This window comes from Aeromonas veronii bv. veronii, assembly GCF_000820225.1.
In the GTDB taxonomy this organism is placed as follows: Bacteria; Pseudomonadota; Gammaproteobacteria; order Enterobacterales; family Aeromonadaceae; genus Aeromonas; species Aeromonas veronii.
Window position 1 is genome coordinate 138,725 of sequence record NZ_CDDK01000031.1, and the last position, 25,107, is coordinate 163,831.

The 25,107-nt window shown below is 59.6% G+C and carries 19 protein-coding genes; 12 read left to right on the forward strand and 7 right to left on the reverse strand.

Annotated elements, in window-relative coordinates:
* Positions 1-128: 128 nt before the first annotated feature.
* A complete protein-coding gene (tkt, locus tag BN1139_RS13235; RefSeq protein ID WP_013724012.1) occupies positions 129-2,120 on the reverse strand; it encodes a transketolase in 1,992 nt (663 codons plus the stop codon).
* Between the two features lie 349 nt (positions 2,121-2,469).
* Here tkt and metK point away from each other — a divergent pair, with 349 nt between their 5' ends.
* From metK to ruvX, 7 genes are all read left to right on the forward strand, one after another.
* On the forward strand, positions 2,470-3,621 hold the full coding sequence (gene metK / locus BN1139_RS13240) for a methionine adenosyltransferase (RefSeq protein ID WP_005349800.1): 1,152 nt from the start codon (positions 2,470-2,472) through the stop codon (positions 3,619-3,621).
* A gap of 68 nt (positions 3,622-3,689) precedes the next feature.
* Positions 3,690-4,217: a SprT family zinc-dependent metalloprotease gene (locus BN1139_RS13245; RefSeq protein WP_005349798.1), complete on the forward strand. Its 528-nt coding sequence runs from the start codon at positions 3,690-3,692 to the stop codon at positions 4,215-4,217.
* Positions 4,218-4,290: 73 nt separating this feature from the next.
* On the forward strand, positions 4,291-4,995 hold the full coding sequence (locus tag BN1139_RS13250; RefSeq protein ID WP_005349796.1) for an endonuclease: 705 nt from the start codon (positions 4,291-4,293) through the stop codon (positions 4,993-4,995).
* Between the two features lie 119 nt (positions 4,996-5,114).
* Positions 5,115-5,846: a 16S rRNA (uracil(1498)-N(3))-methyltransferase gene (rsmE, locus tag BN1139_RS13255; RefSeq protein ID WP_005349795.1), complete on the forward strand. Its 732-nt coding sequence runs from the start codon at positions 5,115-5,117 to the stop codon at positions 5,844-5,846.
* A 114-nt stretch (positions 5,847-5,960) separates the two neighbouring features.
* Positions 5,961-6,911 carry a glutathione synthase gene (gene gshB, locus BN1139_RS13260; RefSeq protein WP_005349794.1) on the forward strand — a complete coding sequence of 317 codons (951 nt, stop codon included), beginning with the start codon at positions 5,961-5,963 and terminating at the stop codon, positions 6,909-6,911.
* Positions 6,912-7,112: 201 nt separating this feature from the next.
* Positions 7,113-7,667: a YqgE/AlgH family protein gene (locus BN1139_RS13265; protein ID WP_005349793.1), complete on the forward strand. Its 555-nt coding sequence runs from the start codon at positions 7,113-7,115 to the stop codon at positions 7,665-7,667.
* Positions 7,668-7,710: 43 nt separating this feature from the next.
* On the forward strand, positions 7,711-8,133 hold the full coding sequence (gene ruvX / locus BN1139_RS13270) for a Holliday junction resolvase RuvX (protein ID WP_005343821.1): 423 nt from the start codon (positions 7,711-7,713) through the stop codon (positions 8,131-8,133).
* A 60-nt stretch (positions 8,134-8,193) separates the two neighbouring features.
* Here ruvX and dtpB read toward each other — a convergent pair whose 3' ends face one another.
* The 3 genes from dtpB to BN1139_RS13285 form a co-directional block, all read right to left on the reverse strand.
* Complete coding sequence (dtpB, locus tag BN1139_RS13275) at positions 8,194-9,696, reverse strand: dipeptide/tripeptide permease DtpB (RefSeq protein ID WP_005349792.1); 1,503 nt, start codon at positions 9,694-9,696, stop codon at positions 8,194-8,196.
* Between the two features lie 721 nt (positions 9,697-10,417).
* Complete coding sequence (yidZ, locus tag BN1139_RS13280) at positions 10,418-11,380, reverse strand: HTH-type transcriptional regulator YidZ (RefSeq protein WP_005349791.1); 963 nt, start codon at positions 11,378-11,380, stop codon at positions 10,418-10,420.
* Between the two features lie 18 nt (positions 11,381-11,398).
* Complete coding sequence (locus BN1139_RS13285) at positions 11,399-12,571, reverse strand: MFS transporter (RefSeq protein WP_005349789.1); 1,173 nt, start codon at positions 12,569-12,571, stop codon at positions 11,399-11,401.
* Between the two features lie 356 nt (positions 12,572-12,927).
* Between BN1139_RS13285 and BN1139_RS13290 the strand changes: the two genes are divergently transcribed.
* The 3 genes from BN1139_RS13290 to BN1139_RS13300 are packed head-to-tail and all read left to right on the forward strand — an operon-like array spanning position 12,928 to position 16,851.
* Positions 12,928-13,857 (forward strand): AAA family ATPase, encoded by a 930-nt coding sequence (locus BN1139_RS13290; protein ID WP_005349787.1) that lies wholly within the window; start codon positions 12,928-12,930, stop codon positions 13,855-13,857.
* Positions 13,857-14,852 (forward strand): DUF58 domain-containing protein, encoded by a 996-nt coding sequence (locus BN1139_RS13295; RefSeq protein WP_005349784.1) that lies wholly within the window; start codon positions 13,857-13,859, stop codon positions 14,850-14,852. The genes BN1139_RS13290 and BN1139_RS13295 overlap by 1 nt, the downstream gene beginning before the upstream one ends.
* Entirely contained in the window at positions 14,839-16,851 is a 2,013-nt protein-coding gene (locus BN1139_RS13300) for a transglutaminase TgpA family protein (RefSeq protein WP_005349782.1), read from the forward strand. The genes BN1139_RS13295 and BN1139_RS13300 overlap by 14 nt, the downstream gene beginning before the upstream one ends.
* A 62-nt stretch (positions 16,852-16,913) precedes the next feature.
* On the opposite strand, the gene BN1139_RS13305 is transcribed toward BN1139_RS13300, so the two are convergent.
* The gene (locus tag BN1139_RS13305) at positions 16,914-18,344 is read right to left on the reverse strand and encodes an alanine/glycine:cation symporter family protein (RefSeq protein ID WP_013724018.1); all 1,431 of its coding nucleotides are present in this window, start codon (positions 18,342-18,344) and stop codon (positions 16,914-16,916) included.
* 701 nt (positions 18,345-19,045) lie between these two features.
* Between BN1139_RS13305 and tal the strand changes: the two genes are divergently transcribed.
* Together tal and BN1139_RS13315 are read left to right on the forward strand one after the other, a co-directional pair.
* Positions 19,046-19,996, forward strand: a complete 951-nt coding sequence (tal, locus tag BN1139_RS13310) for a transaldolase (RefSeq protein ID WP_005349780.1) — start codon at positions 19,046-19,048, stop codon at positions 19,994-19,996.
* A gap of 159 nt (positions 19,997-20,155) precedes the next feature.
* Positions 20,156-20,338, forward strand: a complete 183-nt coding sequence (locus BN1139_RS13315) for a DUF3545 family protein (RefSeq protein WP_005338547.1) — start codon at positions 20,156-20,158, stop codon at positions 20,336-20,338.
* Positions 20,339-20,625: 287 nt separating this feature from the next.
* Here BN1139_RS13315 and accA read toward each other — a convergent pair whose 3' ends face one another.
* Positions 20,626-21,576 carry an acetyl-CoA carboxylase carboxyl transferase subunit alpha gene (accA, locus tag BN1139_RS13320; RefSeq protein ID WP_005338549.1) on the reverse strand — a complete coding sequence of 317 codons (951 nt, stop codon included), beginning with the start codon at positions 21,574-21,576 and terminating at the stop codon, positions 20,626-20,628.
* A gap of 15 nt (positions 21,577-21,591) precedes the next feature.
* A complete protein-coding gene (gene dnaE, locus BN1139_RS13325; RefSeq protein ID WP_005349777.1) occupies positions 21,592-25,071 on the reverse strand; it encodes a DNA polymerase III subunit alpha in 3,480 nt (1,159 codons plus the stop codon).
* Positions 25,072-25,107 lie beyond the last annotated feature (36 nt).

Here is a 25,107-nt window from a genome sequence, read left to right on the forward strand (position 1 = left end):
ATATTAAAAACTTACCTACAACCTCGCAAGCCACCAACTATATCTCTACAAAAAAACGCCCCCCATCTTGCGATGGAGGGCGTTTTATCGTTCTGGCTATTGAGTCAGATTGACCCAAATTTTAGCAATTACAGGGATTCAGCGGTTGCAACCACGTTTTCCACGGTAAAGCCGAATTCCTTGAACAGCAGCTCGGCCGGTGCGGACTCACCGAAGGTGGTCATACCGATGATCTTGCCGCCAAAACCGACGTACTTGTACCAGTAGTCAGCGATGCCGGCTTCGATGGCCACACGCTTGGTGACGGAAGATGGCAGGACAGACTCTTTGTACTCGGCAGATTGAGCGTCGAACACGTCGGTAGACGGCAGAGAGACCACGCGCACGGCACGGCCCTTGGCAGTCAGCTGCTCATAGGCGGCAACGGCCAGTTCCACTTCGGAACCGGTGGCGATCAGGATCAGCTCCGGAGTACCGGCGCAATCCTTCAGCACGTAGCCACCCTTGGCGGTATCGGCCAGTTGCTGGGCAGTACGATCCATCTGGGCCAGGTTCTGACGAGAGAAGATCAGAGAGGTCGGGCCGTCGGTGCGCTCGATGGCGTGTTTCCAGGCGATGGCAGATTCAACCTGGTCACACGGACGCCAGGTGCTCATGTTCGGAGTCAGACGCAGGGAGGCGATCTGCTCAACCGGCTGGTGAGTCGGGCCATCTTCACCCAGACCGATGGAGTCGTGGGTGTAAACGAAGATGGCGCGCTGCTTCATCAGGGCGGCCATGCGCAAGGCGTTGCGAGCATACTCCATAAACATCAGGAAAGTGGCGCCGTAGGGGATGAAACCACCGTGCAGGGCGATACCGTTCATGATGGCGGACATGCCGAACTCACGTACACCGTAGTGGATGTAGTTGCCGGAGGCATCGTCGTTGGTCAGGGACTTGGAGCCGGACCACATGGTCAGGTTGGACGGAGCCAGGTCAGCAGAGCCGCCCATGGACTCCGGCAGCAGCTTGCCGAACGCTTCCAGAGAGTTCTGGGACGCTTTACGGGTTGCGATCTTGGCCGGGTTGGCTTGCAGGGTTTCGATGATCTTGGCGGATTCAGCAGCCCAGTTGGCCGGCAGTTCGCCAGCGGTACGGCGCTTGAATTCGGCAGCCAGCGTCGGGTGAGCGGCTTCATAGGCGGCGAACTTGGCAGCCCAGTCGGCTTCCAGTGCAGCGCCCTTCTCCTGAGCGTTCCACTCGGCAGCGATATCGGCCGGGATAACAAACGGAGCGTGGTCCCACTTCAGGAACGCGCGAGCAGCGGCGATCTCGTCGTTGCCCAGCGGTGAGCCGTGGCAGTCGTGAGAACCGGATTTGTTCGGAGAACCGTAACCGATGATGGTGCGGCAGCAGATCAGGGTCGGCTTGCCGGTCTCGGCCTTGGCGGCTTCGATGGCGGCATTGATGGCTTCCGGGCTGTGACCGTCAACAGCCGGGATTACGTGCCAGCCGTAGGCTTCGAAGCGCTTGACGGTGTCATCGGTGAACCAGCCTTCTACGTGACCGTCGATGGAGATACCGTTGTCATCCCAGAACGCGATCAGTTTGCCCAGTTGCAGGGTACCTGCCAGGGAACACGCTTCGTGGGAGATACCTTCCATCAGGCAGCCGTCGCCCATAAAGGCGTAGGTGTAGTGGTCAACGATGTCGTGGCCCGGCTGGTTGAACTGCTCAGCCATGGCTTTCTCGGCGATCGCCATACCAACGGCGTTGGTGATGCCCTGACCCAGCGGGCCAGTGGTGGTTTCAACGCCCGGTGCATAGCCGTACTCCGGGTGACCCGGGGTGCGAGAGTGCAGTTGGCGGAAGTTTTTCAGATCGTCGATGGAGAGGTCATAACCGGAGAGGTGCAGCAGGGAGTACAGCAGCATGGAGCCGTGGCCGTTGGAGAGAATGAAACGGTCGCGGTCGGCCCACTTGGGGTTGTTCGGGTTATGTCTGAGGTGGCTACGCCACAGCACTTCGGCGATATCCGCCATTCCCATGGGGGCGCCCGGGTGACCGGAGTTGGCTTTTTGAACGGCATCCATACTCAATGCACGAATGGCATTGGCAAGCTCTTTACGAGAAGGCATCTGAATCTCCTGCGATTGCTTCATTTGATGGCCAAGATTAAGGCGCGTTATTGTCCCAGCAGGGCGCGCGGCGTGCAAATATTATCTGGACGAATAAAGCCGCTTTGGGAGGACAATCGCTTTTCTTGCCCTCTATTGACCAAAGCAACCAGAGAAAAACGTTTGATTTCCATCCCTTTCGGGATAGGAGAGCACCGCTTGTGACCCATTAGACACTGCGCGACAAAATAGTGCTGGCAATCACGGGGGGCGCTAATTAAAATAGACGTCCAGATGTAGATACCTCTACACCATCCCATTCATCCGGTTATTGCCGTGGCGATAACCCAGACAAGCTGAGACTCTTATCATGGCAAAGCTGTTTACTTCCGAGTCGGTCTCCGAAGGCCATCCCGACAAGATTGCGGACCAGATCTCCGATGCGGTACTGGACGCCATCCTCAAGCAAGATACCAAGGCACGCGTTGCCTGTGAGACCCTGGTCAAGACCGGTATGGTCATGGTGGCCGGCGAAGTAACCACCTCTGCCTGGGTTGATATCGAAGAGATCGTGCGTGATACCGTACGTGAAATCGGCTACACCCACTCCGACATGGGCTTCGACGCTGACTCCTGCGCCGTGCTGAACGCCATCGGCAAGCAGTCCCCGGACATCAACCAGGGTGTTGACCGCAGCGATCCGCTGGAGCAGGGCGCTGGCGACCAGGGCCTGATGTTCGGCTACGCCACCAACGAAACCGACGTGCTGATGCCGGCCCCCATCACCTACTCTCACCTGCTGGTGAAGCGTCAGGCTGAAGTGCGCAAGAACGGCACCCTGCCGTGGCTGCGTCCGGATGCCAAGAGCCAGCTGACCTTCGCCTACGACGACGCAGGCAAGATCATCGGTGTGGATGCCGTTGTACTGTCTACCCAGCACGCCGAATCCATCAGCCACAAAGATCTGGTTGAAGCGGTTCGCGAAGAGATCATCAAGCCGGTGCTGCCGGCCGAGTGGGTCAACAAAGACACCAAATACTTCATCAACCCGACCGGCCGTTTCGTTATCGGCGGCCCGATGGGTGACTGCGGTCTGACCGGTCGCAAGATCATCGTCGATACCTACGGCGGCATGGCTCGTCACGGTGGTGGCGCCTTCTCCGGCAAGGATCCGTCCAAGGTTGACCGCTCCGCTGCTTACGCCGCCCGCTACGTTGCCAAAAACATCGTTGCCGCCGGTCTGGCCGATCGCTGTGAAATCCAGATCTCCTACGCCATCGGTGTGGCCGAGCCGACCTCCATCAGCGTAGAAACCTTCGGTACTGCCAAGGTCGCCGAGGAGCTGCTGGTCAAGCTGGTGCGCGAGCACTTCGAACTGCGCCCGTATGGTCTGATCGAAATGCTGGATCTGAAGCGTCCGATCTACCAGGCTACCGCTGCCTACGGTCACTTCGGTCGTAACGAGTTCCCGTGGGAGCAGACCGACAAGGCCGAACTGCTGCGTTCTGCCGCTGGCCTGTAAGGCTCGCTGTTGTGATAAAAGGGGAGCCTGGCTCCCCTTTTGCTTATCCGCTATCTGACGAGATGTTGATGTCTGCCACCCCTGCCCAGCTTGTCGCCCTGTTGCAACAACGCGTAGAAGCCTGCTTTGTGCAGGCCGAGGCGCGCCTTGGCCGCACCTTCCCCCGCCCGCGGATCTACTGCAATATGCGGGGCCGAGCGGCGGGATCGGCGCGGCTGCAAACCTGGGAGCTGCGCTTCAACCCAGCCCTCTATCAGGCCAACCAGCAGGCGTTTCTGGATGAGGTGGTGCCCCACGAGGTGGCCCATCTGCTGGTTCATGCCCTATGGGGTGAAGGGCGCGGCAAAAGCCGGGTGTTGCCCCACGGCCGTCAGTGGCAATCGGTAATGCGGGAGGTGTTCGGCCTTGAACCCAGAACCACCCACAGCTTCGATCTGGCGGTTCTGGCCCAGCGCACCATCCCCTATCGCTGCCTCTGCCAGCAGCATCAGCTGTCGGTACGCCGCCACAACAAGGTGGTGCGCGGCGAGGCCCGCTATCACTGCCGCCGCTGCAAGCAGCCGCTGGAGCGGGAACGGCCGGAGCCAGAGCAGTAAGCCAGCTTGTGTCGCGCCCCTGTGGTAGGGTGCCCGCCATCGTTCGTCAATCATCCCGTTTGCAAGGAATCCCATGCGTTTCATCTCCTCCCTCGCCCTGACCCTGCTGGCCGGTTTACCGCTGCTCAGCGCCCCCCTGCACGCCCAGACCTTTCGCGAAGCCAAGCAGGATCTGGTGAAGCTCTACCGCAGCCAGCCTGCGGTCACCACCTTCTACTGCGGCTGTGACATCGACTATCAGGGCAAGAAAATGAGCCCGGATCTCGCCAGTTGCGGCTATGAGCCGCGCAAGCAGGCCAAGCGCGCCGCCCGCATCGAGTGGGAACACGTGGTCCCGGCCTGGGAGTTCGGCCACCAGCTGCAATGCTGGCAGGCTGGCGGTCGCAAGAACTGCGAAAAAGCGAGCCCCGAGTTCAACAAGATGGAGGGGGACATGCACAACCTCTTCCCCGCCATTGGCGAGGTGAACGGCGATCGGGCCAACTACCGCTTCTCCGACTGGAACGGCAAGCCGGATCAGTACGGCCAGTGCCAGATGCTGGTGGATTTCAAGGATCGTCGGGTGCAGCCGCCCAAGGGGCCGGTACGGGGCCAGATTGCCCGCGCCTACCTCTACATGAGCCAGCAGTATGGGCTGCGTCTGGCAGCGCAACAGCGTAAACTGTTTGAAGCTTGGGATCGCCAGTACCCGGCAGAGGGCTGGGAGTGCGAGCGTAACCGCCGCATCGGCAAGCTGCAGGGCAATACCAATCCCTTTATTGAAAAACAGTGCCAATAACCCCATTTGACCAGGGAGGGGGATCGCCCCTCCTATCATGAAACCCTTCTTCACCGCAGCGTGAGCCTTGCTCGCCGCAGGATATGAAGGGTTTCCAAGCAAGAGACTGACAAGCAGCCATGCGCATTCCACGTATCTATGAACCGGCCACCCTGCAAGTTGGCCAGACCATCGCCCTGTCGGAAGACGGCGCCAACCATATCGGCCGGGTACTGCGCATGCAGCCGGGCCAGCAGCTCGAGCTGTTCAATGGCGATGGCAATCAATACCCCGCCACCATCGCCAACGTCGGCAAGAAGTCGGTGGAAGTGACCATCGACAGCTGCGACGTCCAATCGGTGGAGTCACCGCTGGCCATCCACCTCGGTCAGGTGATCAGCCGTGGCGACAAGATGGACTTCACCATCCAGAAATCGGTGGAGCTGGGCGTCACCTGCATCACCCCGCTCTTCTCCGAGCGCTGCGGCGTCAAGCTGCCGGCAGACCGGCTGGAGAAGAAGCGCGAACAGTGGCAGAAGGTGGTGATCAGCGCCTGCGAACAGTGCGGCCGCAACGTGGTGCCAGAGGTGCGCATGCCGATAGAGCTGGACGCCTGGCTGGCGGAAGAGACCAAAGAGCTCAAGCTCAACCTGCATCCGCGGGCCGAGTACAGCATCAACACCCTACCCGTTCCCGAGCACGGCGTGCGCCTGCTGATTGGCCCGGAAGGGGGCTTGTCGAGCGACGAGATCGCCCGTACCGTGCAGGAAGATTTCAAAGAGATGCTACTGGGGCCGCGGGTGCTTCGCACCGAAACTGCCGCCCTGACCGCCATTACCGCGCTGCAATGCCGCTTTGGCGATCTCGCTTGATACTATCGGTCGCATCAATCAGCCCCATGGCTGCATCGACGCAGCCGCAAGCGGCCGATTACGCTGCGCTAATCGACCCTACAACCCAATCGAGCCATTAAAAAGGAACAGCGGATGACCATTAAACTCGGCATCGTGATGGACCCCATCTCGGCCATCAATATCAAGAAAGATTCCAGCTTTGCCATGCTCGAAGAGGCGCAAAAGCGCGGCTATGAGCTGTTCTATCTGGAGATGAAGGATCTCTACATGGAAGCCGGTCGCGCCTTTGGTACCATGCGCCCGCTCACCGTCAAATATGACTATGCCGACTGGTACACCCTGGGCGAGGTGGTTGATCAGCCCCTCTCCAACCTCGATGTGATCCTGATGCGCAAGGATCCGCCGTTCGACACCGAATTTATCTATGCCACCTACATGCTGGAGCGGGCCGAGGATGAGGGTTGCCTTATCGTCAACAAGCCGCAGAGCCTGCGCGATGCCAACGAGAAGCTCTACACCGCCTGGTTTGCCGAGCACACCCCGACCACGCTGGTGACCCGCCGTGCCGACAAGCTGCGCGCCTTCCACGCACAGCACAGAGACGTGATCTTGAAGCCCTTGGACGGCATGGGCGGCGCCTCCATCTTCCGCATGAAGGAAGATGACGCCAACGTCGGCGTGATTATCGAGACCCTGACCGCCCACGGCAGCCAGTACTGCATGGCGCAGACCTATCTGCCCGCCATCAAGGATGGCGACAAGCGGGTACTGGTAGTGGACGGTGAACCGGTTCCCTACTGCCTCGCCCGTATTCCGGCGCAGGGCGAGACCCGTGGCAATCTGGCGGCCGGTGGCCGTGGTGAAGCGCGTCCCCTGAGCGAAGCCGACTGGGCCATCGCCCGTGCAGTGGGCCCGACGTTGAAAGAGAAAGGGCTTATCTTCGTTGGCCTCGATATCATCGGCGATCGGCTGACCGAAATTAACGTCACCAGCCCGACCTGCATTCGCGAGATTGAAGCCGCCTTCGATGTGCACATCACCGGCATGCTGATGGATGCCATCGAGCGTCGGCTGGGCAAATAATCGCCAGGCAGGCTAACCGGCCTGTTCAGGGGTAACCCGCCACTGACAAGCCCGGAAACTGAGAGGGTGGCCCGGCGCCACCCTCTCTGTTTCAAGGCAATCCGGAAAGGGGCGGGATCTCGCCCAGCCCAAAAAGCGGTTTTTCCCATGGGGATCAACTGCCATAATTGACCTCAAATACCTTTGCACTATTTGGCCTCTATGCAAACACTGCAAAATCACTTCCTGCTTGCCATGCCAAGCCTGACGGATCCCTACTTCGAGCGCTCGCTGGTCTATCTGTGCGAGCACAACGAAGAGGGCGCCATGGGCTTGGTCGTCAACATTCCGGTCGAGATGTCGCTGGAAACCATGCTGACCCAGCTCCAGCTCAACCCGCCCAACAACCCGGAGCTCAAGCAGCCGGTGCTGCAAGGGGGGCCGGTTCACGCCGATCGCGGCTTCGTGCTGCACAGCTTCCGCCCCGGCTTCAACTCCACCCTGCAGGTGGGGGATGAGATGATGGTGACCACCTCCAAGGATATTCTGGAAACCCTGGGTACGAGCGAAGCTCCTGCCCATTGGCTGGTGGCCCTTGGCTATGCAGGCTGGAGCGCAGGTCAGCTGGAGCAGGAGCTGGTGGACGGCGCCTGGCTGGTGATCCCCCCCAATCCGGCTCTGGTGTTCAAGACCCCCATTCACAAACGTTGGCAGCAAGCTGCCGCCAGCATAGGGGTGAACCCGGTTCACCTCTCCAGCGACATCGGCCACAGCTGATCGGCTGGCCCGCTCCGCTCTCTATTTCGAGGATTTATCAGTTATGTCATCACGCAGCATCATGGGCTTTGACTATGGCACCAAGAGCATTGGCGTCGCCATCGGTCAGGAGCTGACAGGCACTGCCCAGCCTCTGCGCGCCCTCAAGGCCAACGACGGCATCCCCAACTGGGACGAGATTGAGAAGCTGCTCAAGGAGTGGCAACCGGACCTGCTGGTGGTCGGCCTGCCGCTGAACATGGATGGTACCGATCAGGAGATCACGGTACGGGCCCGCAAATTCGGCAACCGGCTGCATGGCCGTTTCGGCAAGCCGGTGGAGTTCAAGGATGAGCGACTCACCACCACAGATGCCCGCGCCCGCCTGTTTGAGCGAGGCGGCTATCGCGCGCTGGAGAAAGGCAGTGTGGACGGGGTATCGGCGCAGCTGATCGTCGAAGCCTGGATGGAAGAGCAGTACAACTAAGCCATCAACAGCAAGGCAAGGGTCGCAGCCCTTGCCTTGTCTCGCACTATCCTCCCCTCATTACGCCTGTGATTGACCCGCGACCAGCCCTTCGGCCTCGGGGCTCGCATTCATCATCCGGTTCAGCCAGGGCACCATCAGCCCCATCACTACCGCAATCAGCAGGGTCGCCATCCCGATCTTGCCAAATACGCCGGTGTAAATGGGCAAAGTTTGCAGCGGATCCGTCATCCCTTGCGGCACGGCGGTAAAAGTCGCCACATAGCCACCCAGCAGGGACGCCATCGCCTGAGTCAGGAACCACATTCCGAGAATAAAGCCCATCAGCCGTTGCGGCACCAGCGCGGCGACCATCGCCAGTCCCAGCGCACTGATCATCAGCTCGCCCAGACTCTGGAACAGGTAGATAAGCACCATAAACCAGGGGGAGGTCAGCCCCTGCTCATCGGCAAACCACCAGCCGGATGCCGCCGCCGTCAGAAAGCCCAGCGAGCAAAAGAACATCCCGAGGGTGAACTTGAGCGGCATGGTGAGATCCCGCCCCTTGCTGCCCATTCGGGTATAGATCATCGCGAGTACCGGGCTACCCACTACCACCCAGAAGGGGTTGAGCGCCTGGAAGCTGACCGGGTTGACGCTCATGCCCAGCATCTCGTGGTGCATGTTGTTGATGGCAAAGAAGTTCAGGGACGTCGGCATCTGGGCATACAGCACGTAGAAGAGCACTGCCTCCAGCATCAGCACGAAGGCCACATACATCTTGTTGCGGCCCACTGTGTCGAGCCTGAACGCCTCGCGAAAGAAGACAATCACCACGGCGATGGTTACCGTCATCAGCACCATGTTGGCGATCACCACGTGGTGCATCAGCCAGGCGCAGAAGAAGACCATGGCTACCGAACCCAATATAACCAGCAGCAGCTTGCTGTAATCGAGCGGCAGGTGATCCGGCTCGGAGCCAATATCCTTGACCATATTGCGGCAGGCAAAGAAGGTGAGCAGCGCAATAATCAACCCCACCCCGCACAGGTTATAGGTCACTGTATAGCCGTAGTGATCGGCAATTACCGGCGCGAGCGAGAGGGAAATAAGGGAGCCGATATTGATCGACATATAGAACAGGGTAAACGCCCCATCCAGCCGCGGATCTTTTGGCTGGTAGCATTTTGACAGCAGGCTGGCCGGATTGGCCTTGAACAGGCAGTTACCGACCGCGATGGTGCCTAGCGCATAGAAAATCAGGTCGGGATTGTAGATAGAGAGGCCGGTCATAAAGTAGCCTATCACCAACACGATAGCCCCGAGCACCATGGTGCGCTTGGTGCCGAGTACATGGTCACCGACATAGCCACCGACCGAGATCAGACCATATACCAACGCCGAGAAGGCACCGAAAGTAATAAAGGATTGCTCTTGGGAAAATCCCAGTTGCTGTACAAAGAAGACCGCCAATATCCCCTGCACGCCGTAATAACCGAAGCGCTCCCAGAGTTCGACGAAAAATATCATAAAGAAGGGTTTGGGCTGTTGTAACAACCCGGTCGGTGCTGTTGCTGGACGCATAGTAACCTGCCTTTGCTGAGATTTATTTTTATTAATCTGGTGGTAGCTACCGCACTATTTTTTTGCCCGCTATTGCCATAACGGGGAGTGCAGTCAGCCTGCCAATCTGGCTATTTTCGGGTGCACGCGCCCCGTTCGATGAAAGGTGTTTTTCATCTAGCCGGTTTCAATTAGGTGTTATCGGGGGATGGTGAGTGGCGTCTCCCAGTACAGTTGCCGGCTCCAGGCGCTACCTTTGCCGCATCCCTTCACTCAAGCCGGTTTATCAACCTTGATGCTTATTACCCTCTGCTCCGTCACTCATGGTTGGTGGCTAGATAGCCGGGGCATGACACGGCCACAGATGACCTGTGGGGCCGGCTCACGCCGCGCTCTAATGGCTGTCACCTACGCAGGCGATATCTAACCCTGCCATTCCAAGGGGAGTCATGCTATATCACTGCAAACACAGGAACTTAATGGTCGATCACACTTTAAAAGTGACCGTCAGTGAAGTTTTCTAATGAAACCACATGAATTTTTTTCGTGAAAAGAGCCTCACTCGAGACGTGCAACCAAGGCTAATCTGTGCATAAAGAGAGTTGAATGGCACACAGCTTGAACCCATGCCCCCCCGGACGCAGCACTTCAGTCGTGCCAAAGCCCACTCATCCGGGCGATACGACAACAAAAAGCCGGAGCAGATGGCTCCGGCTGATCGATGGGCACCGTCACGGCCACACTAGCGTGGCGATTCGTCGTTGTAGAGTCGCCGGATCTCGTTGCGCAGCCACATCACCTTGGCATCCTGATTGTGTCGTTTGTGCCACAACAGGATGAAGGCGATCTCCAGCTGGGCGTAGAGCTTCTCGGGGAGCGGCAGCGGCATGGCGATCAGATTGCCATGATGCCGACTGGCATAACCACCGCAGTAGGAAGGAGCCACCGCAATCAGTTTGTGGCTCGACTGGGAGGCGATATGCAGCGCCTGCTCGAAGCTTGAGACCATGATGGGCACCTCCCGCTTCAATCCCTCATCCTCCAGCAGACTGTCGAGAGCCCAGGTATCGTTCGCTTCCCACACCATGCTGATCTGGGGGCAGGCCAAAAAATTCTCCAACGACCACTTCTGCTCGAGCAATGGGTGATCCTTGCGCAGAAAAACCACCGGGCGATCGGTGAACAGCACCTCGTGATCGATGTAGTAGGGCAAGCGGTTGACCTTGGCCTGGGAGCGGCCATGGGTCTCGCGGGCGCAGAAGCCGAGATCCGCATCGCCATTGACGATGTCGTTGAGGGCGTGGTGATCCCACCCCAGCATCCTGACCACCGAGTTGGGGTACTTCTGGTAGATGGTCATGGGCAGATCGCTCAGGAAGCTGATGTAAAAGGGGGACTCCATCACCAGCGTGAAGCGGGCACCGTCGGGGATCGCCTCGCTATTGAGCGAGGTGATGCTATCGGTGAGCTGGAACCAGACCTTCAGCTCCTCCTCCAGGGTCAGGGAGAGGTTGGTGGGCTGCAATCCCTGCCGTACCCGCACAAACAGGGGATCGTCAAACCACTCCCGCAATTTGGCCAGAGACTTGCTCACCGCCGACGGGGTGACACAGAGCTTTTTGGCCGCCCCTGCCACACTGCGCTCCTGCATCAGGTACTTGAAGACCACCAGCAGGTTTAAATCGAGTTCACCCAGATTGCGCATATCCCCTCTCATCTTCCATCAGCCCTGCGACCGCGCTTCACGAAGCGCGAGCCATGGTAACAGCCCTTTGACAGCCAGGTAACTGAGCAGTGCCAGCAGCAGGGCGCAGATCAGCATCTCGGTCGGGGCAAAGCCAAGTTGACCCAACAGCCAGATATAGAGGCCGGAGAGGCTGATCTGCATGATGCAGAGCACGGCGCTGGCAAAGGCCACATTGTGCTGACAACCGTCGAGCGCCTCTCCCATCGCCACCCCGAAGCCACAGGAAAAACCGACACAGACCAGCGCAAACCCCGGCAGCAACAGATGGATATCGCCCCCCGCCTGCCAGCTGCCGATCAGTGAGCACGCCGCCAGCAGATAGGAGAGATGAGCCACCGCCAGCACCTTCTGTTTGCCCAAACGGCGCAACAGCAGGGGCGTCAGGAAAGAAGTAGACATGCTCACTCCGGCCATCACCATCATCACGATGGAGTACTGCTCGGTGGTGAAGCCAAACTCCTTCATCAGGATCAGCGGCGAGACGCTGACATAGACCAGAATGGCGGTCACGCTGGCACTGGTCAGCAGGGATAGCAGCATAAAGCGCGGCGAGCGCAGCAGGGCAAAGGGCAGCGCAGCACAACTCCCTGGTTGCCGAGCCGGGCGGGTTTCCTTGAGCAGAAGCAGGTTGACCAGACCGCTGACGGCCGCCACCAGCGCCATCGCCACGAAGATCCCGCGCCAATCAAAATGTGACAGGATGAGGTAACCGAGCACCGGCGCCAGCACCGGGATCACGCAGATGACCCCGTTGATCATCGAGAGCGCCATCGCCAGCCGCTCCTGACTCAGCACATCCCGCAGCACAGTAAAGGTCATGATATAGAGCGCACCAGCCCCAACCCCCTGCCAGAAACGGCCAAAATAGAACTGGCCAATCCCCTCCGCATTGCCTGCCACCAGCGAGGCGAGGACAAAAATCAGCGCGCCTCCGAGCACCACCCAGCGCCGCCCGTAGCGATCGGCAATCATTCCCCCCAGCAGCACGGTCGCCGCCATGCCAAACAGATAGATAGAGAAGGCAGTGTGGATCTGCGCCTCGCTCGCCTGCAGGGCATCGGCAATCTGGGGCACAGCGACCAGATAGAGATCGATCCCGACCGGATAGAGGATGATCATCAGAAAGGCGCACAACAGGAATACAGGCATGGATGCTCCATAACAGATTGGCGTGCCGATGCCTGCCAGATCACAGCGACAGGCGAACAGTGGCGGGGCCAAGGTGGTGACAAAGGTAGCAACACTGTGCGTCGCAATGGGGGCAACTATATGGGCGCCCAGCGCCCTCACCTAGTGAAGAGATGGCGATCGGTACATTCCAATCAGGAAATATTGTATTGAGTTACGTGCCATAGCGGCCATATTGAATCGAGCAGACTCACTAATAAACCGCGTCACCTCCCGCTCATTGCCATCCCTGCGCTGCACTTTACCGCCCGTCTGTTATCTGCCTTGGCCCTTGCGGGCGTATAAGCTGTAGGTGCGACGCAATACAGGGAATGTGTATGAAGGGAATGAAAAGAGAAGAGCAGATTGCTGGGCTGCTGGCGGCACTGGAGCAAGTCATTCTGGGCAAGCCGCTACAGCTGAAAATCGCGCTGGTGACCCTGCTGGCGCGCGGTCATCTGCTGATCGAGGATCTGCCCGGTATGGGCAAGACCACCCTAGCCCACGCGCTGGCACAGGTACTGGGGCTGGCATGCAGGCGGATGCAGTTCACCGCCGATCTGCTCCCCGCCGACCTGCTGGGGTTGCAGATCTTTGACCCCCAGCAACAAACATTTCGCTTTCACCCCGGCCCCATCTTCACCCAGGTTCTACTGGCAGACGAGATCAACCGTGCCAGCCCCAAGGTCCAGAGCGCCCTGCTGGAGGCGATGGCCGAGGGCAAGGTGAGCATTGAGGGCCACACGCACCCACTCCCCGATCCATTTTTCGTCATCGCCACCCAGAATCCGGCGGATCAGGCGGGCACCTATCCGCTGCCGGAGTCCCAGCTCGACCGCTTCGCCGTGCGACTCTCGCTAGGTTTTCCGCCGCGAGAAGCGGAGCGCCAGCTACTGCGGGGCAATCAGCCGACTGACCCGTTGCCCGCCATGCTGGATGCTGCCGGACTCGCCACCTTGCAAAGCGAAGGTGATGTTATCCATGTTTCCGATGCCACCCTCGACTACCTGCTGGCGCTGGTGTACCAGAGCCGCTTTGATGGGGATCTGCCACAGCCCCTCTCCCCCCGGGCAGCCCAGACCTTGCTGGCGGTGAGCCGGGCCTGGGCACTGGTAGCCGGGCGGCGCTTTGTCACGGTGGAGGATGTGCAGGCAGTCTTCCCCTATGTGGCCGAGCATCGGCTGCGGGGCAGCTTTGGCGTGCAGCACGGAGAAGCCTGTCCCCTGAGCCAGCGGTTGCTGGCCCGGGTCGATCCGGACAATCCCTGATGAGCAAATTGCTAAACCGTTGGCAGCAGTGGCGAGCCCGCTGGCAGCGGCGCTGGCTCGACCGCCGCATTCCCCCGGCCAGCCAGATCACGCTGGGTACCCGCAGCCTCTTTATCCTCCCCACCCGCATGGGGCTGCTCTATCTGCTGGTGCTGCTCGCCATCTATCTGCTCGGCACCAATTACCAGAACAATCTGGTGCTGCTGGTGGCCTACTGCCTCGGCAGCCTGTTTATGGCAGCCATGTGGCTCACCCACCGCAATCTGCTGGGGCTGGAGCTGCTGGGGGGCCCGCTGGTGCTGGGGGAAGCGGGTAGCCAGCTGCCGATCCGTATCTTGGTGCAGAGCCCTCGCCCGGTGCAGGCGCTCCGGTTTAGCCTCAACGAAGGCACCCTCTGGCTGGCACAGGCCGACGCTGTGCCCAGCACAGTTATCCTGCCAGTATCGGGCTCGCGCCGTGGGCCACTGCACCTTGGTCGATTGCGGGTCGAGAGCCGCTACCCTCTCGGCCTGTTTCGCTGCTGGTCCCTGCTGGACTTGCAACTGGAGGGCTGGATCTCCCCCAAACCGGCGTTCGGAGCGCTAAGAGGGGAACACGCGACCGAAAGCGAGGGGAATCAGGGCCAGCCGGCGCCGGCCACTCTCGGTGACTTTGATACCCTGCGGACACATCAGGCCGGTGAACCACTGAGCCGGGTCGCCTGGAAGCAACTTGCCCAGGGGCGCGGCCTGCTGACCAAGCAGTTCCATGAACCGCTGCAGGATGACACTCGCCTCACCTTGCAGCGGGTCGCGGGTGGGGATCTGGAGCAGCGGCTGGCGGTGCTCGCCTGGTGGTGCGCCGATTACGGCAAGCGGGGCATCCCCTTTACCCTGACGCTGGCAAACCAGACACTGGGGCCCGATAGCAGTGCCGCCTTTGTGCTGCGCTGCCTGCTAGCACTGGCCCAGTTAGATGCCACACCACCGAAGAGCACGCCCGATGCTGCTCGATAACCGCCGCCTGCTGCCACTCATCGCCCTGCAACAGCTGCTGCTGGTCGCGGCGCTCTGGCCCCAGTTGCAACTCTGGGTAGTAACAGTTGGCGCCATCACCCTCGGCGTCCGGGCCATTATGCTGTGGCGCGGCTGGCCGCCCCTGCCTGCCCGCGGGTTGGCGCTGCTGGCCATCACCACTGTGCTGTTGCTGGGGCTGCAGTGGCGCACATTGGGCACCCTGCCCGCCCTGATCAATCTGCTCTGGCTAGGCTATAGCCTCAAGATGATCGAGGTACGGCGCGAGCGGGATATCGAGCAGGTGCTGCTGCTCGCCTTCTTTCTGATCGCGCTGGCGCTGGTGCAGCGACAGAGCATCGGCTGGACGGCCGGAATGACAGTAGCGCTCTGGCTGGCAGTGACCGCGCTGGTGGCCGCCATCGCCCCCGAGCAGAAACGGCCTTGGCGCAGCGCGGGCGGCGCCCTGCTGCTGGCGCTTCCCCTGCTTATCACCCTGTTTTTGCTGCTGCCGAGGCTCCCGCCCCTCTGGCAGATGCCCACCACCAGCCGCGCCCTGTCGGGGCTCTCGGAAGAGCTGGCCCCCGGCGATATCAGCGAACTGGTCAACTCCTCGGAACTGGCGTTTCGGGTCACTTTTGCCGATGGCCCGCCCCCTGCCCGCGAGCGCTACTTTCCGGTGATGCGCCAAGAAGTTTTAGATGGCCAGCGCTGGTTGCTGAGCCCCGAGGTCAAAGCATGGCAGCAGACAGTGCCGGTGCAGACCGGGCTCACCCTTCTGGCATCTTCTCAGGCCAACACTCAACTGGCAGATAGCCCGTTGCCAGCCGGGAGCTACGAGGTGATCGCCGAGCCTCAGCGCCACCGCTGGGCCTTTGCCCTGAGTGAACCGCGTCTGCTGGCGGGCCCGGTTCTGCTCACCCCTCTCGACACCCTCTATCGGCAGGGGAGCGGCGAGGTGGCGATCCGTTATCGCATTGGCCGCGGCGAAGAACAGATCGAGGATGATAGCCAAGCCGCCCAGCGCAACCTGCAACTGCCAGCCGGAGGCAACCCGAGAGCGCGCGCTCACGGCCAAGGGCTGGCCGCACGCCACCCGGATCGCGCAGAGCTGGTCGCCGCCCTGCTCGAACAGTTTCGCAGCCAATCCTATTACTACACCCTGACCCCGCCACGACTTGGCCGTGACGGGGTGGATGAGTTTCTGTTCGATACCAAGCAGGGCTTTTGCGGCCACTACGCCATGGCGACCGCTTTCGTGCTGCGCGCGGCCGGCATTCCGGCACGGCTGGTCACCGGTTATCTCGGCGGCGAGTGGAATCCCACGGGCAACTATCTGGCGGTACACCAGTTCGATGCTCATGCCTGGGTGGAGTATCTCGATGAAGGGGGAAAGTGGCAGCGAATCGACCCCACGGCGGCAGTGGCACCGGAGCGCATTGAAGGCGGCGTGAGGGAGGCGCTGAGCGACGAGTTTACCGCTGCCGACCCGCTCGCTTTGCAGCGTTATCGCAACTGGGCCCTGCTCAATCAACTGCGCTGGTGGGGCAACAATATCGACTACCAGTGGAGTCGCTGGGTGATTGGTTACGATGCGGGTCAGCTCTGGCAACAAATCGGCCTGCGCTGGCCCGCACTGGCGGGGCACACGCCCTGGTTGATCCTCGCCAGCCTGATGCTGGTCGCCCTGCTGGTGAGCCTGCCCCTGCTGTTGCCCGCCCGCCTGCCGCCAGAGCGGCGCATCTGGCAGCCCTTGCTCAAACGGGGCAAACGCAGTGGCTACCCACCCCAGCCCGCCGAGAGCATGGGGGCATGGTGCGAGCGGCTGGCACGGCTGCGTCCCGACCTTGCCCACTCCCTGCTAAAGAGTGCGTGGCTCTATCGCCGCTGGCGTTATGCCCCCCTCAACGACCGGCAACAAGGGCGCTGCTGGCGCCAGTTGCAACGGCGTGTCAGACAGCTCGCCCAGCGCTGGGATCAGCCGCAGAAGAGCGGCTCATAAAAGAAGGGGGAGCCACCGGCTCCCCCTTCAGGTTTTAATCAAGAGGTTTGATTCACCGCTTGTTATTTTTTGGTCGGATTGTCCCAAATCCCCTCTTCCAGCTGGGAGCGGATCTCGGGGTATTTGTTGGCATCGAAGGTGGGTACCTTGCCCAGCCGGAGCTGGTCGTTGTAATCCTTCGCCAGCTTGATGGCAACGCTGGAGAGCAGCAGGATCGCCACCAGGTTGACAATGGCCATCAGACCCATGGAGACATCCGCCATGGCCCACACGATCGGCAACTCACCCACGGCACCGAACATCACCATCCCCAGCACGAACACCCGGAACAGCATCAGGCCGCCCTTGTGGTTGTGCTCGAGGAACACCAGATTGGTCTCGGCATAGGAGTAGTTCGCCACGATAGAAGTGAAGGCGAAGAAGAAGATGGCCGCAGCAATGAAGATGTTGCCACCGCTACCAATCTGGGAGGAGAGCGCCCGCTGGGTCAGCTCGACACCTGTCACGCCGGAGCCCGGCTCAAACTGACCTGACATCAGGATGATGGCGGCGGTACAGCTGCAGATGACGATGGTGTCCATAAAGACCCCCAGCATCTGCACATAACCCTGGGAGGCCGGGTGCGGCGGATAGGGAGTGGCAGTCGCCGCAGCGTTGGGCGCAGAGCCCATCCCCGCTTCGTTGGAGAAGAGACCACGCTTGATACCGTTGATCATCGCCTGGGAGATGGCATAACCCAGCGCACCCGAGCCTGCCTGTTCAATCCCGAAGGCGGACTTGATGATCAGCATGAAGACATGAGGCAACTCGGTGATGTTCATCGCCACGATCACCAGCGCCAGCAGGATGTAGGCCAGCGCCATAAAGGGCACCACCAGCTCTGCAAAACGGGCGATGCCACGAATGCCGCCGAAGATAATCAGGCCGGAGAGCGCCACCAGCGCCAGACCGCTGACCCAGTCAGGAATACCAAACGCCACCTTCATCGCCAGACTGATGGAGTTGGCCTGCACCGCGTTGAACACCAGACCAAATGCCAGGATCAGGCAGAGCGAAAACACCACCCCCATCCAGCGCATGCCAAGGCCTTTCTCCATGTAGTAGGCCGGGCCACCACGGTAGTTGCCATCCTCATCCTTGACCTTGTAGAGCTGGGCCAGGGTGCTTTCGACGAAGGCGGTCGCCATGCCGATAAAGGCAATCAGCCACATCCAGAAGATGGCGCCGGGGCCACCCAGATAGATGGCGACAGCCACACCGGCCAGGTTGCCGGTGCCGACACGGGCGGCAAGGCTGGTACAGAGGGCCTGGAAGGAGGAGATGCCCGCGTTGTCCGATTTACGGCTGTTTTTCAGCACGGAAAACATGTGGCCAAAGTGACGGATCTGGATAAAACCCAGGCGGAAGGTGAAAAAGATACCGACCCCGATGAGCAGGTAGATGAGCACGGCTCCCCACATCAGGTCGTTTAGCATCGCAATCAAGGTGTCCATAATTCTCTCGTTGTTATTCACATCCATGGCCAGTCTGCGCTGACCGTTTTCTGTCTGTCGTTTAATTAGCGTTTCGCTAAAGGGGCGGAATCTAGCACAGCGGGAGAGCCCGGAATAGTGATCCCGGTCACGCGAGACACAAAAAACGAACGGTAAAAGCCCATAAAGCTCCATTTAAATCGCAAACTTTCAACAAACTCAATAATTCAATCAGACAGGCCACCATTAAGCCCCATAAGAGAACCATTTTGATATATCCCTGATGAGCTATCCGAAAACGCAAACGCTTGCATGAAATGGCTTTCAAACGGCGATATTTCGCCAAACGTTTTCGCTGTAATTAAATTTCAAGTACGTAGCGAGATAATTTATGTGATCGACGACACAAATATGGATATTGGCTAAAAAAGTTCAGCTGAAAGCAAACCGGAGCGAGGTCGAAGGGAAATGTAAAAAACCTTACTAATCATATAGTTTCAAGCCATAAAACGGGATAACTCAACAGCCTGAATGTTTAACAACCAAGCGCCCCTATTGCAGGATGCAGCACATCAGTATTAATTAGGCAGGCAATGACGATGGGCCGCTCCCATCGCGCTTTTCTGAGCCTGAGGCACCAAGATCCTGTAATTTTATTTCAGAACCACCGTCTCAAGCCCGCAACCCAGGGATTACTCCCTCATTAAGAGATGATATTCGCTATGGCCGATAAATTAACCCAGCTGAAAGCCCTGACCACTGTTGTTGCCGACACCGGTGATATCGAAGCCATCAAACGCTATCAGCCCATCGATGCCACCACCAACCCCTCTCTGGTTCTGAAGGCCTCCGAGATCCCCGAGTACGCTCCGCTGATCGAAGACGCCATCAAATGGGCCAAAGCCCAGAGCCAGGACAAGGCACAGCAAATCATCGACGCGGGCGACAAGCTGGCCGTCAACATCGGTCTGGAAGTGCTGAAGATCGTTCCGGGCCGCATCTCTACCGAAGTGGATGCCCGTCTCTCCTTCGATACCGAAGCCAGCATCGCCAAGGCCCGCAAGCTGATCCGTCTCTACAACGAAGCGGGTATCAGCAACGACCGCATTCTGATCAAGCTGGCCTCCACCTGGGAAGGGATCCGTGCCGCCGAGGTACTGGAGAAAGAGGGTATCCAGTGCAACCTGACCCTGCTGTTCTCCTTCGCCCAGGCCCGTGCCTGTGCCGAAGCCGGTGCCTTCCTGATCTCCCCGTTCGTGGGTCGTATCCTCGACTGGTACAAGGCCAAAAATGGCCGTGATTACACCGCCAGCGAAGATCCGGGCGTGGTCTCCGTCACTTCCATCTACAACTACTACAAGCAGCACGACTACCCGACCGTGGTGATGGGCGCCAGCTTCCGCAACACCGGCGAGATCCTGGAACTGGCCGGTTGCGACCGCCTGACCATTGGCCCGGCCTTGCTGGAAGAGCTGAGCAAGACCGAAGGCGCCGTGGTACGCAAACTGGACTACACCGGTGAGCGCAAGGCCAAACCGACCCCGATGACCGAAGCCGAATTCCGCTGGGAACTGAACCAGGATGCCATGGCTCACGAGAAGCTGGGCGAAGGTATCCGCATGTTTGCTATCGACCAGGGCAAGCTGGAAACCATGCTGGCAAGCCGCCTGTAATCAGTTCTTTTTTCTGATAAAAACCGGGCCCCTACCAAGGGGCCCGGTTTTTTTCATGGGCTTTTTTAGCGCTGTCATAGAGTCGTCACGAAAACGTTTTAATTTCAGATTCGTTATGTTATACGGGTGGTGAAAACGATAAAAACCAAGGAGGGAGCCATGGAAATGTTCAACTTCGATTATGACGAGGTGGTTGAACTCGGTTCGCGTAGCCGCGGGACAACGGGAAAAAAACGTAAATGGCGTGAAATCGAGGCGTTGAAAGACAAACATCGCCTGCAGAAGGAGCTGCAATCCATCGATATCGCCTATGAAGGTCTTACAGACGAGATTGAACTGTAATACTGCCAGACACCTGTAAAAGCGCTCCGCACAGTCGGGGCGCTTTTTTCTGCCGCAATCGGATGATCACGTGGCTTGTCATGCCATCGCCAGCGATGCCAAAGGATGCTGTAGGCTACTGACAGTCATCACCAACAGCGTGGCATACCAACCCTGCCCCTCACCCGCGAAGAGTGAGCGACGCCGTTTCAGGGCGCGTTGGGGCTCTCACCAAAATGGCAGATCAACCGCAATAAAAAGCCCCCGTCGCTGACGGGGGCCTGAATACTCGGGATTGACGGCTGCGCTTAGCAGTAGCCGTAGCCCAGCAGACGCTGGTAACGCTGCTCCAGCAGTTGCTCGGTATCGAGCGGACGCAGGGCGTCCAGATCCTGCTTGATGCGGGCTTTGAGGTTTTTAGCCATCTTCTCCACATCGCGGTGGGCACCACCGAGAGGCTCGTCGATCACGTGGTCGATCAGCTTGAGCTCTTTCAGACGCTGGGCAGTGATACCCATCGCTTCGGCAGCCACAGAAGCTTTGTCAGCGCTCTTCCACAGGATGGAGGCACACCCTTCCGGCGAGATGACGGAGTAGGTGGAGTACTGCAGCATGTTGACGCGGTCACCCACGCCGATTGCCAGCGCACCACCGGAGCCACCCTCACCTATCACGGTGCAGACCACCGGCACGGTCAGACCGGCCATCACTTTCAGGTTGCGGGCAATCGCCTCGGACTGGCCACGCTCTTCGGCACCGACGCCAGGGTAAGCGCCCGGGGTGTCGATAAAGGTGATGATCGGCATCTTGAAGCGCTCGGCCATCTCCATCAGACGCAGGGCCTTGCGGTACCCTTCCGGACGCGGCATGCCGAAGTTGCGCTTGATCTTCTCTTTGGTCTCGCGACCCTTCTGGTGACCAATCACCATCACCGGCTCGCCGTCAAGACGGGCGATGCCGCCGACGATAGCCTTGTCATCGGCATAGGCGCGATCGCCAGCCAACTCGTCGAAATCGGTGAAGATATGCTCGATATAGTCAAAGGTGTAGGGGCGCTGGGGATGACGCGCCATCTGGGATACCTGCCAGGCACCCAGATCACCGAAGATCTTCTTGGTCAGCTCTTCGTTTTTCTTCTCCAGCCGGCGGATCTCGTCTTTCAGATCCACGGCGTGATTGCCTTCACTCACATGTTTGAGTTCATCAATCTGCGCCTGCAACTCGGCAATCGGCTGTTCAAAATCCAGAAAAAGACTCATAGGGCCTTAGAACCTCTAATCAAAAACCAATTCAACCCGCTCTCGTCCAAGCAGGACTCGCAAGTCATCTATCAGTTGATCGGTGGGCGTCACCCGCCACTCGGTACCGAGCGTCAATCGCACCCGGGAGCCGGGGCGACGATAGTTTACCTGAACCGGACAGACTCCGGCACGGGCGGGCTCCAAAATCTCGCACAAACGCGGGAAAAAGCGATCATCAATCCGCTGTTCATCGAGGGAGATGCGGATTGCTCTGGCAAAACGCTCCCTCGCATCGTTGATATCCAGTAATTCTCGAGCCGACATTTTAAGGCCACCGGAGAAGTCATCAAAGCTGACCTGTCCAGAAACCACCAAAATGCGGTCTTTTTGCATCAATTCTTCATATTTTTCCAGCGCTTCACTGAACAGGGTCACATCGAGGCGACCGGAACGGTCGTCCAGAGTGAAGATCCCCATCTTGTTGCCACGCTTGGTCACCATGCTGCGGGCCGCGATCACCAGCCCAGCCGCCGTGGTTACGGTATCGCGGGAGGTGGGATGCAGATCGCACAGGCGACCCGAGGTATAGCGACGCAATTCGCTGCTGTACTGGTTGATGGGGTGGCCGGTGAGATAGAGCCCGAGGGTCTCGCGTTCCCCTTCCAGCCACACCTTGTCAGGCCAGTGCGGCACGTTGGCAAACGCCTTTTTGACGTCGTCAATCTCTTCAGTGAGCACGCCGAACATGTCGACCTGCCCCACCGCCTGCGCCTTGGCGTGCTGCTCGGCGGCCCGCATCGCCTCCTCCAGGGTCGCCATCAGGGCGGCGCGGTGGGGGCCGAGCCGATCCATGGCGCCGGAGAGGATCAGCTTCTCCATCACCCGCTTGTTGAGCTTCTTGATGTCGACCCGGTTGCAGAAGTCGAACAGATCGCGGAATGGGCCGTCCTGATCCCGTGCGCTCAAGATCGCATCGATGGGGCCTTCACCCACCCCTTTCACCGCCCCGATCCCGTAGACGATATGGCCATCTTCGTTGACCGAGAAGCGATAGCGGCCAGTGTTCACATCCGGCGGGATCACGGTGAGCCCCATCCGCTGACACTCGTCCACCAGAGTCACGATCTTGTCGGTGTTGTCCATATCGGCGGTCATAACCGCCGCCATGAACTCGGCCGGGAAGTGGGTCTTGAGCCAGAGGGTCTGGTAGGAGACCAACGCATAGGCGGCGGAGTGGGATTTGTTGAAGCCGTAGCCCGCAAACTTCTCCACCAGATCGAAGATCTTCATCGCCAGTTCGCCGTCGACGCCATTTTTGACGGCGCCCTCCTCGAAACCGGCTCGCTGCTTGGCCATCTCCTCGGGCTTTTTCTTACCCATCGCCCGGCGCAGCATGTCTGCGCCACCGAGCGTGTAGCCAGCCAGGGTCTGGGCGATCTGCATCACCTGCTCCTGATAGAGGATGATGCCGTAGGTCGGTTCCAGAATCGGTTTCAGGCTCTCGTGCTGCCACTTCTCGTCCGGATAGGAGATCGCTTCATTACCGTGCTTGCGGTCGATGAAGTTATCCACCATGCCTGACTGGAGCGGGCCCGGTCGGAACAGGGCCACCAGTGCGATCATGTCTTCGAAGCAGTCGGGGCGCAGCCGCTTGATGAGATCCTTCATGCCGCGGGATTCCAGCTGGAATACCGCGGTGGTCTCGTAGCGCTGCAACAGGTCAAACGACTTCTTGTCATCGATGGGGATGGCGGCGATATCGACCGGCGGCTTGCCCTCTTTGGCAAGACGCGGGTTTATCATGCCGAGCGCCCAGTCGATGATGGTGAGGGTGCGCAGACCCAGGAAGTCGAACTTCACCAGGCCGGCGTATTCCACGTCGTTCTTGTCGAACTGGGTGACCGGGTGATGGCCTTCGTCATCGCAGTAGAGCGGCGCAAAGTCGGTGATCTTGGTGGGTGCGATCACCACGCCACCGGCATGTTTACCGGCGTTGCGCACCACCCCTTCCAGGCGGCGGGCCATGTCGATGAGGTCTTTGACCTCCTCATCCTGCTCGTAGAGCTCGGGCAGCTTGGGCTCGGCCTCAAATGCCTTGGCCAGCGTCATGCCCGGATCCGGCGGGATCAGCTTGGAGATGCGATCCACAAAGCCGTAGGCATGGCCCAGCACCCGGCCCACATCCCGCACCACCGCCTTGGCCGCCATGCTACCGAAGGTGATGATCTGGGAGACCGCATCCCGGCCATACATGTCGGAGACGTGCTCGATCACCTCGTCGCGTCGGTCCATGCAGAAGTCGACGTCGAAGTCGGGCATGGATACCCGCTCGGGGTTCAGGAAACGTTCGAACAGCAGGTCAAATTCCAGCGGGTCGAGGTCAGTGATCTTGAGGGCGTAGGCCACCAGAGAGCCCGCCCCCGAGCCCCGGCCAGGGCCAACGGGAATGCCGTTGTCCTTGGACCACTGGATAAACTCCATCACGATGAGGAAGTAACCCGGGAAGCCCATCTGGTTAATCACTTTCAGCTCGATGTCGAGACGCTCGTCATACTCGGGACGACGCTCGGCCCGCACTTGCGGATCCGGGAACAGGAACTCGAGACGCTCCTCCAGACCCTCTTTCGATTTGGCCACCAGAAAATCTTCTGTGGTCATGTCGCCGGTCGGGAAGTTGGGCAGGAAGTACTCGCCAAGACGCACCGTCACGTTGCAGCGCTTGGCGATCTCCACCGTGTTTTCCAGCGCTTCGGGGATATCGGCAAACAGCTCCGCCATCTCCTCCTGACTGCGCAGGTACTGCTGGGGGCTGTAGCGACGGGGGCGGCGCTTGTCCATCAGGGTATAGCCATCGTGGATGGCGACCCGGATTTCGTGGGCGTCGAAATCATCGGCGTTGAGGAACACCACCTCGTTGGTGGCGACCACCGGCAGCGCGAACTCGGTGGCAATCGCCACCGCCATGTGCAGGTAGACCTCTTCGTCGGGTCGACCGGTACGCAGCAGTTCGAGGTAGTAGGCATCGGGGAAGTGGGTCTGATAGAAGGCGACACACTGCTCGGTCATCTGCCGGTTGCCCTTGAGCAGGAACTTGCCCACATCCCCCTCGCGCCCGCCGGAGAGGACGATCACCCCCTTGGCGTGTTCGGCGAGCCAGCTCTTGTCGATAACCGGCCGCCCCTGCACGTGGCCGCGCTGGTAACCGCGGGAGATAAGCAGGGTGATGTTCTGGTAGCCGTCGTTATCCATGGCTAGCAGGGTGAGGCGGAACTGCTCGTCGCCGAGCTCATCGCTCTGCACCCAGAAGTCGGCACCGACGATGGGCTTGATCCCCTTGCCGTGGGCCGCTCCATAGAAGCGCACCAGACCACACATGTTCATCTGATCGGTCAGCGCCAGCGCCGGCATGTTGTTGGCCGCCGCCGCCCCGACGATGGGATTGATCTTCTGCAGGCCATCGACCATGGAGAAGTCGGAGTGGACTCGCAGGTGGATAAAACGGGGGTCAGCCATCGTCATCTCCTCTCGCTGCTCAAACTAAATGGCATG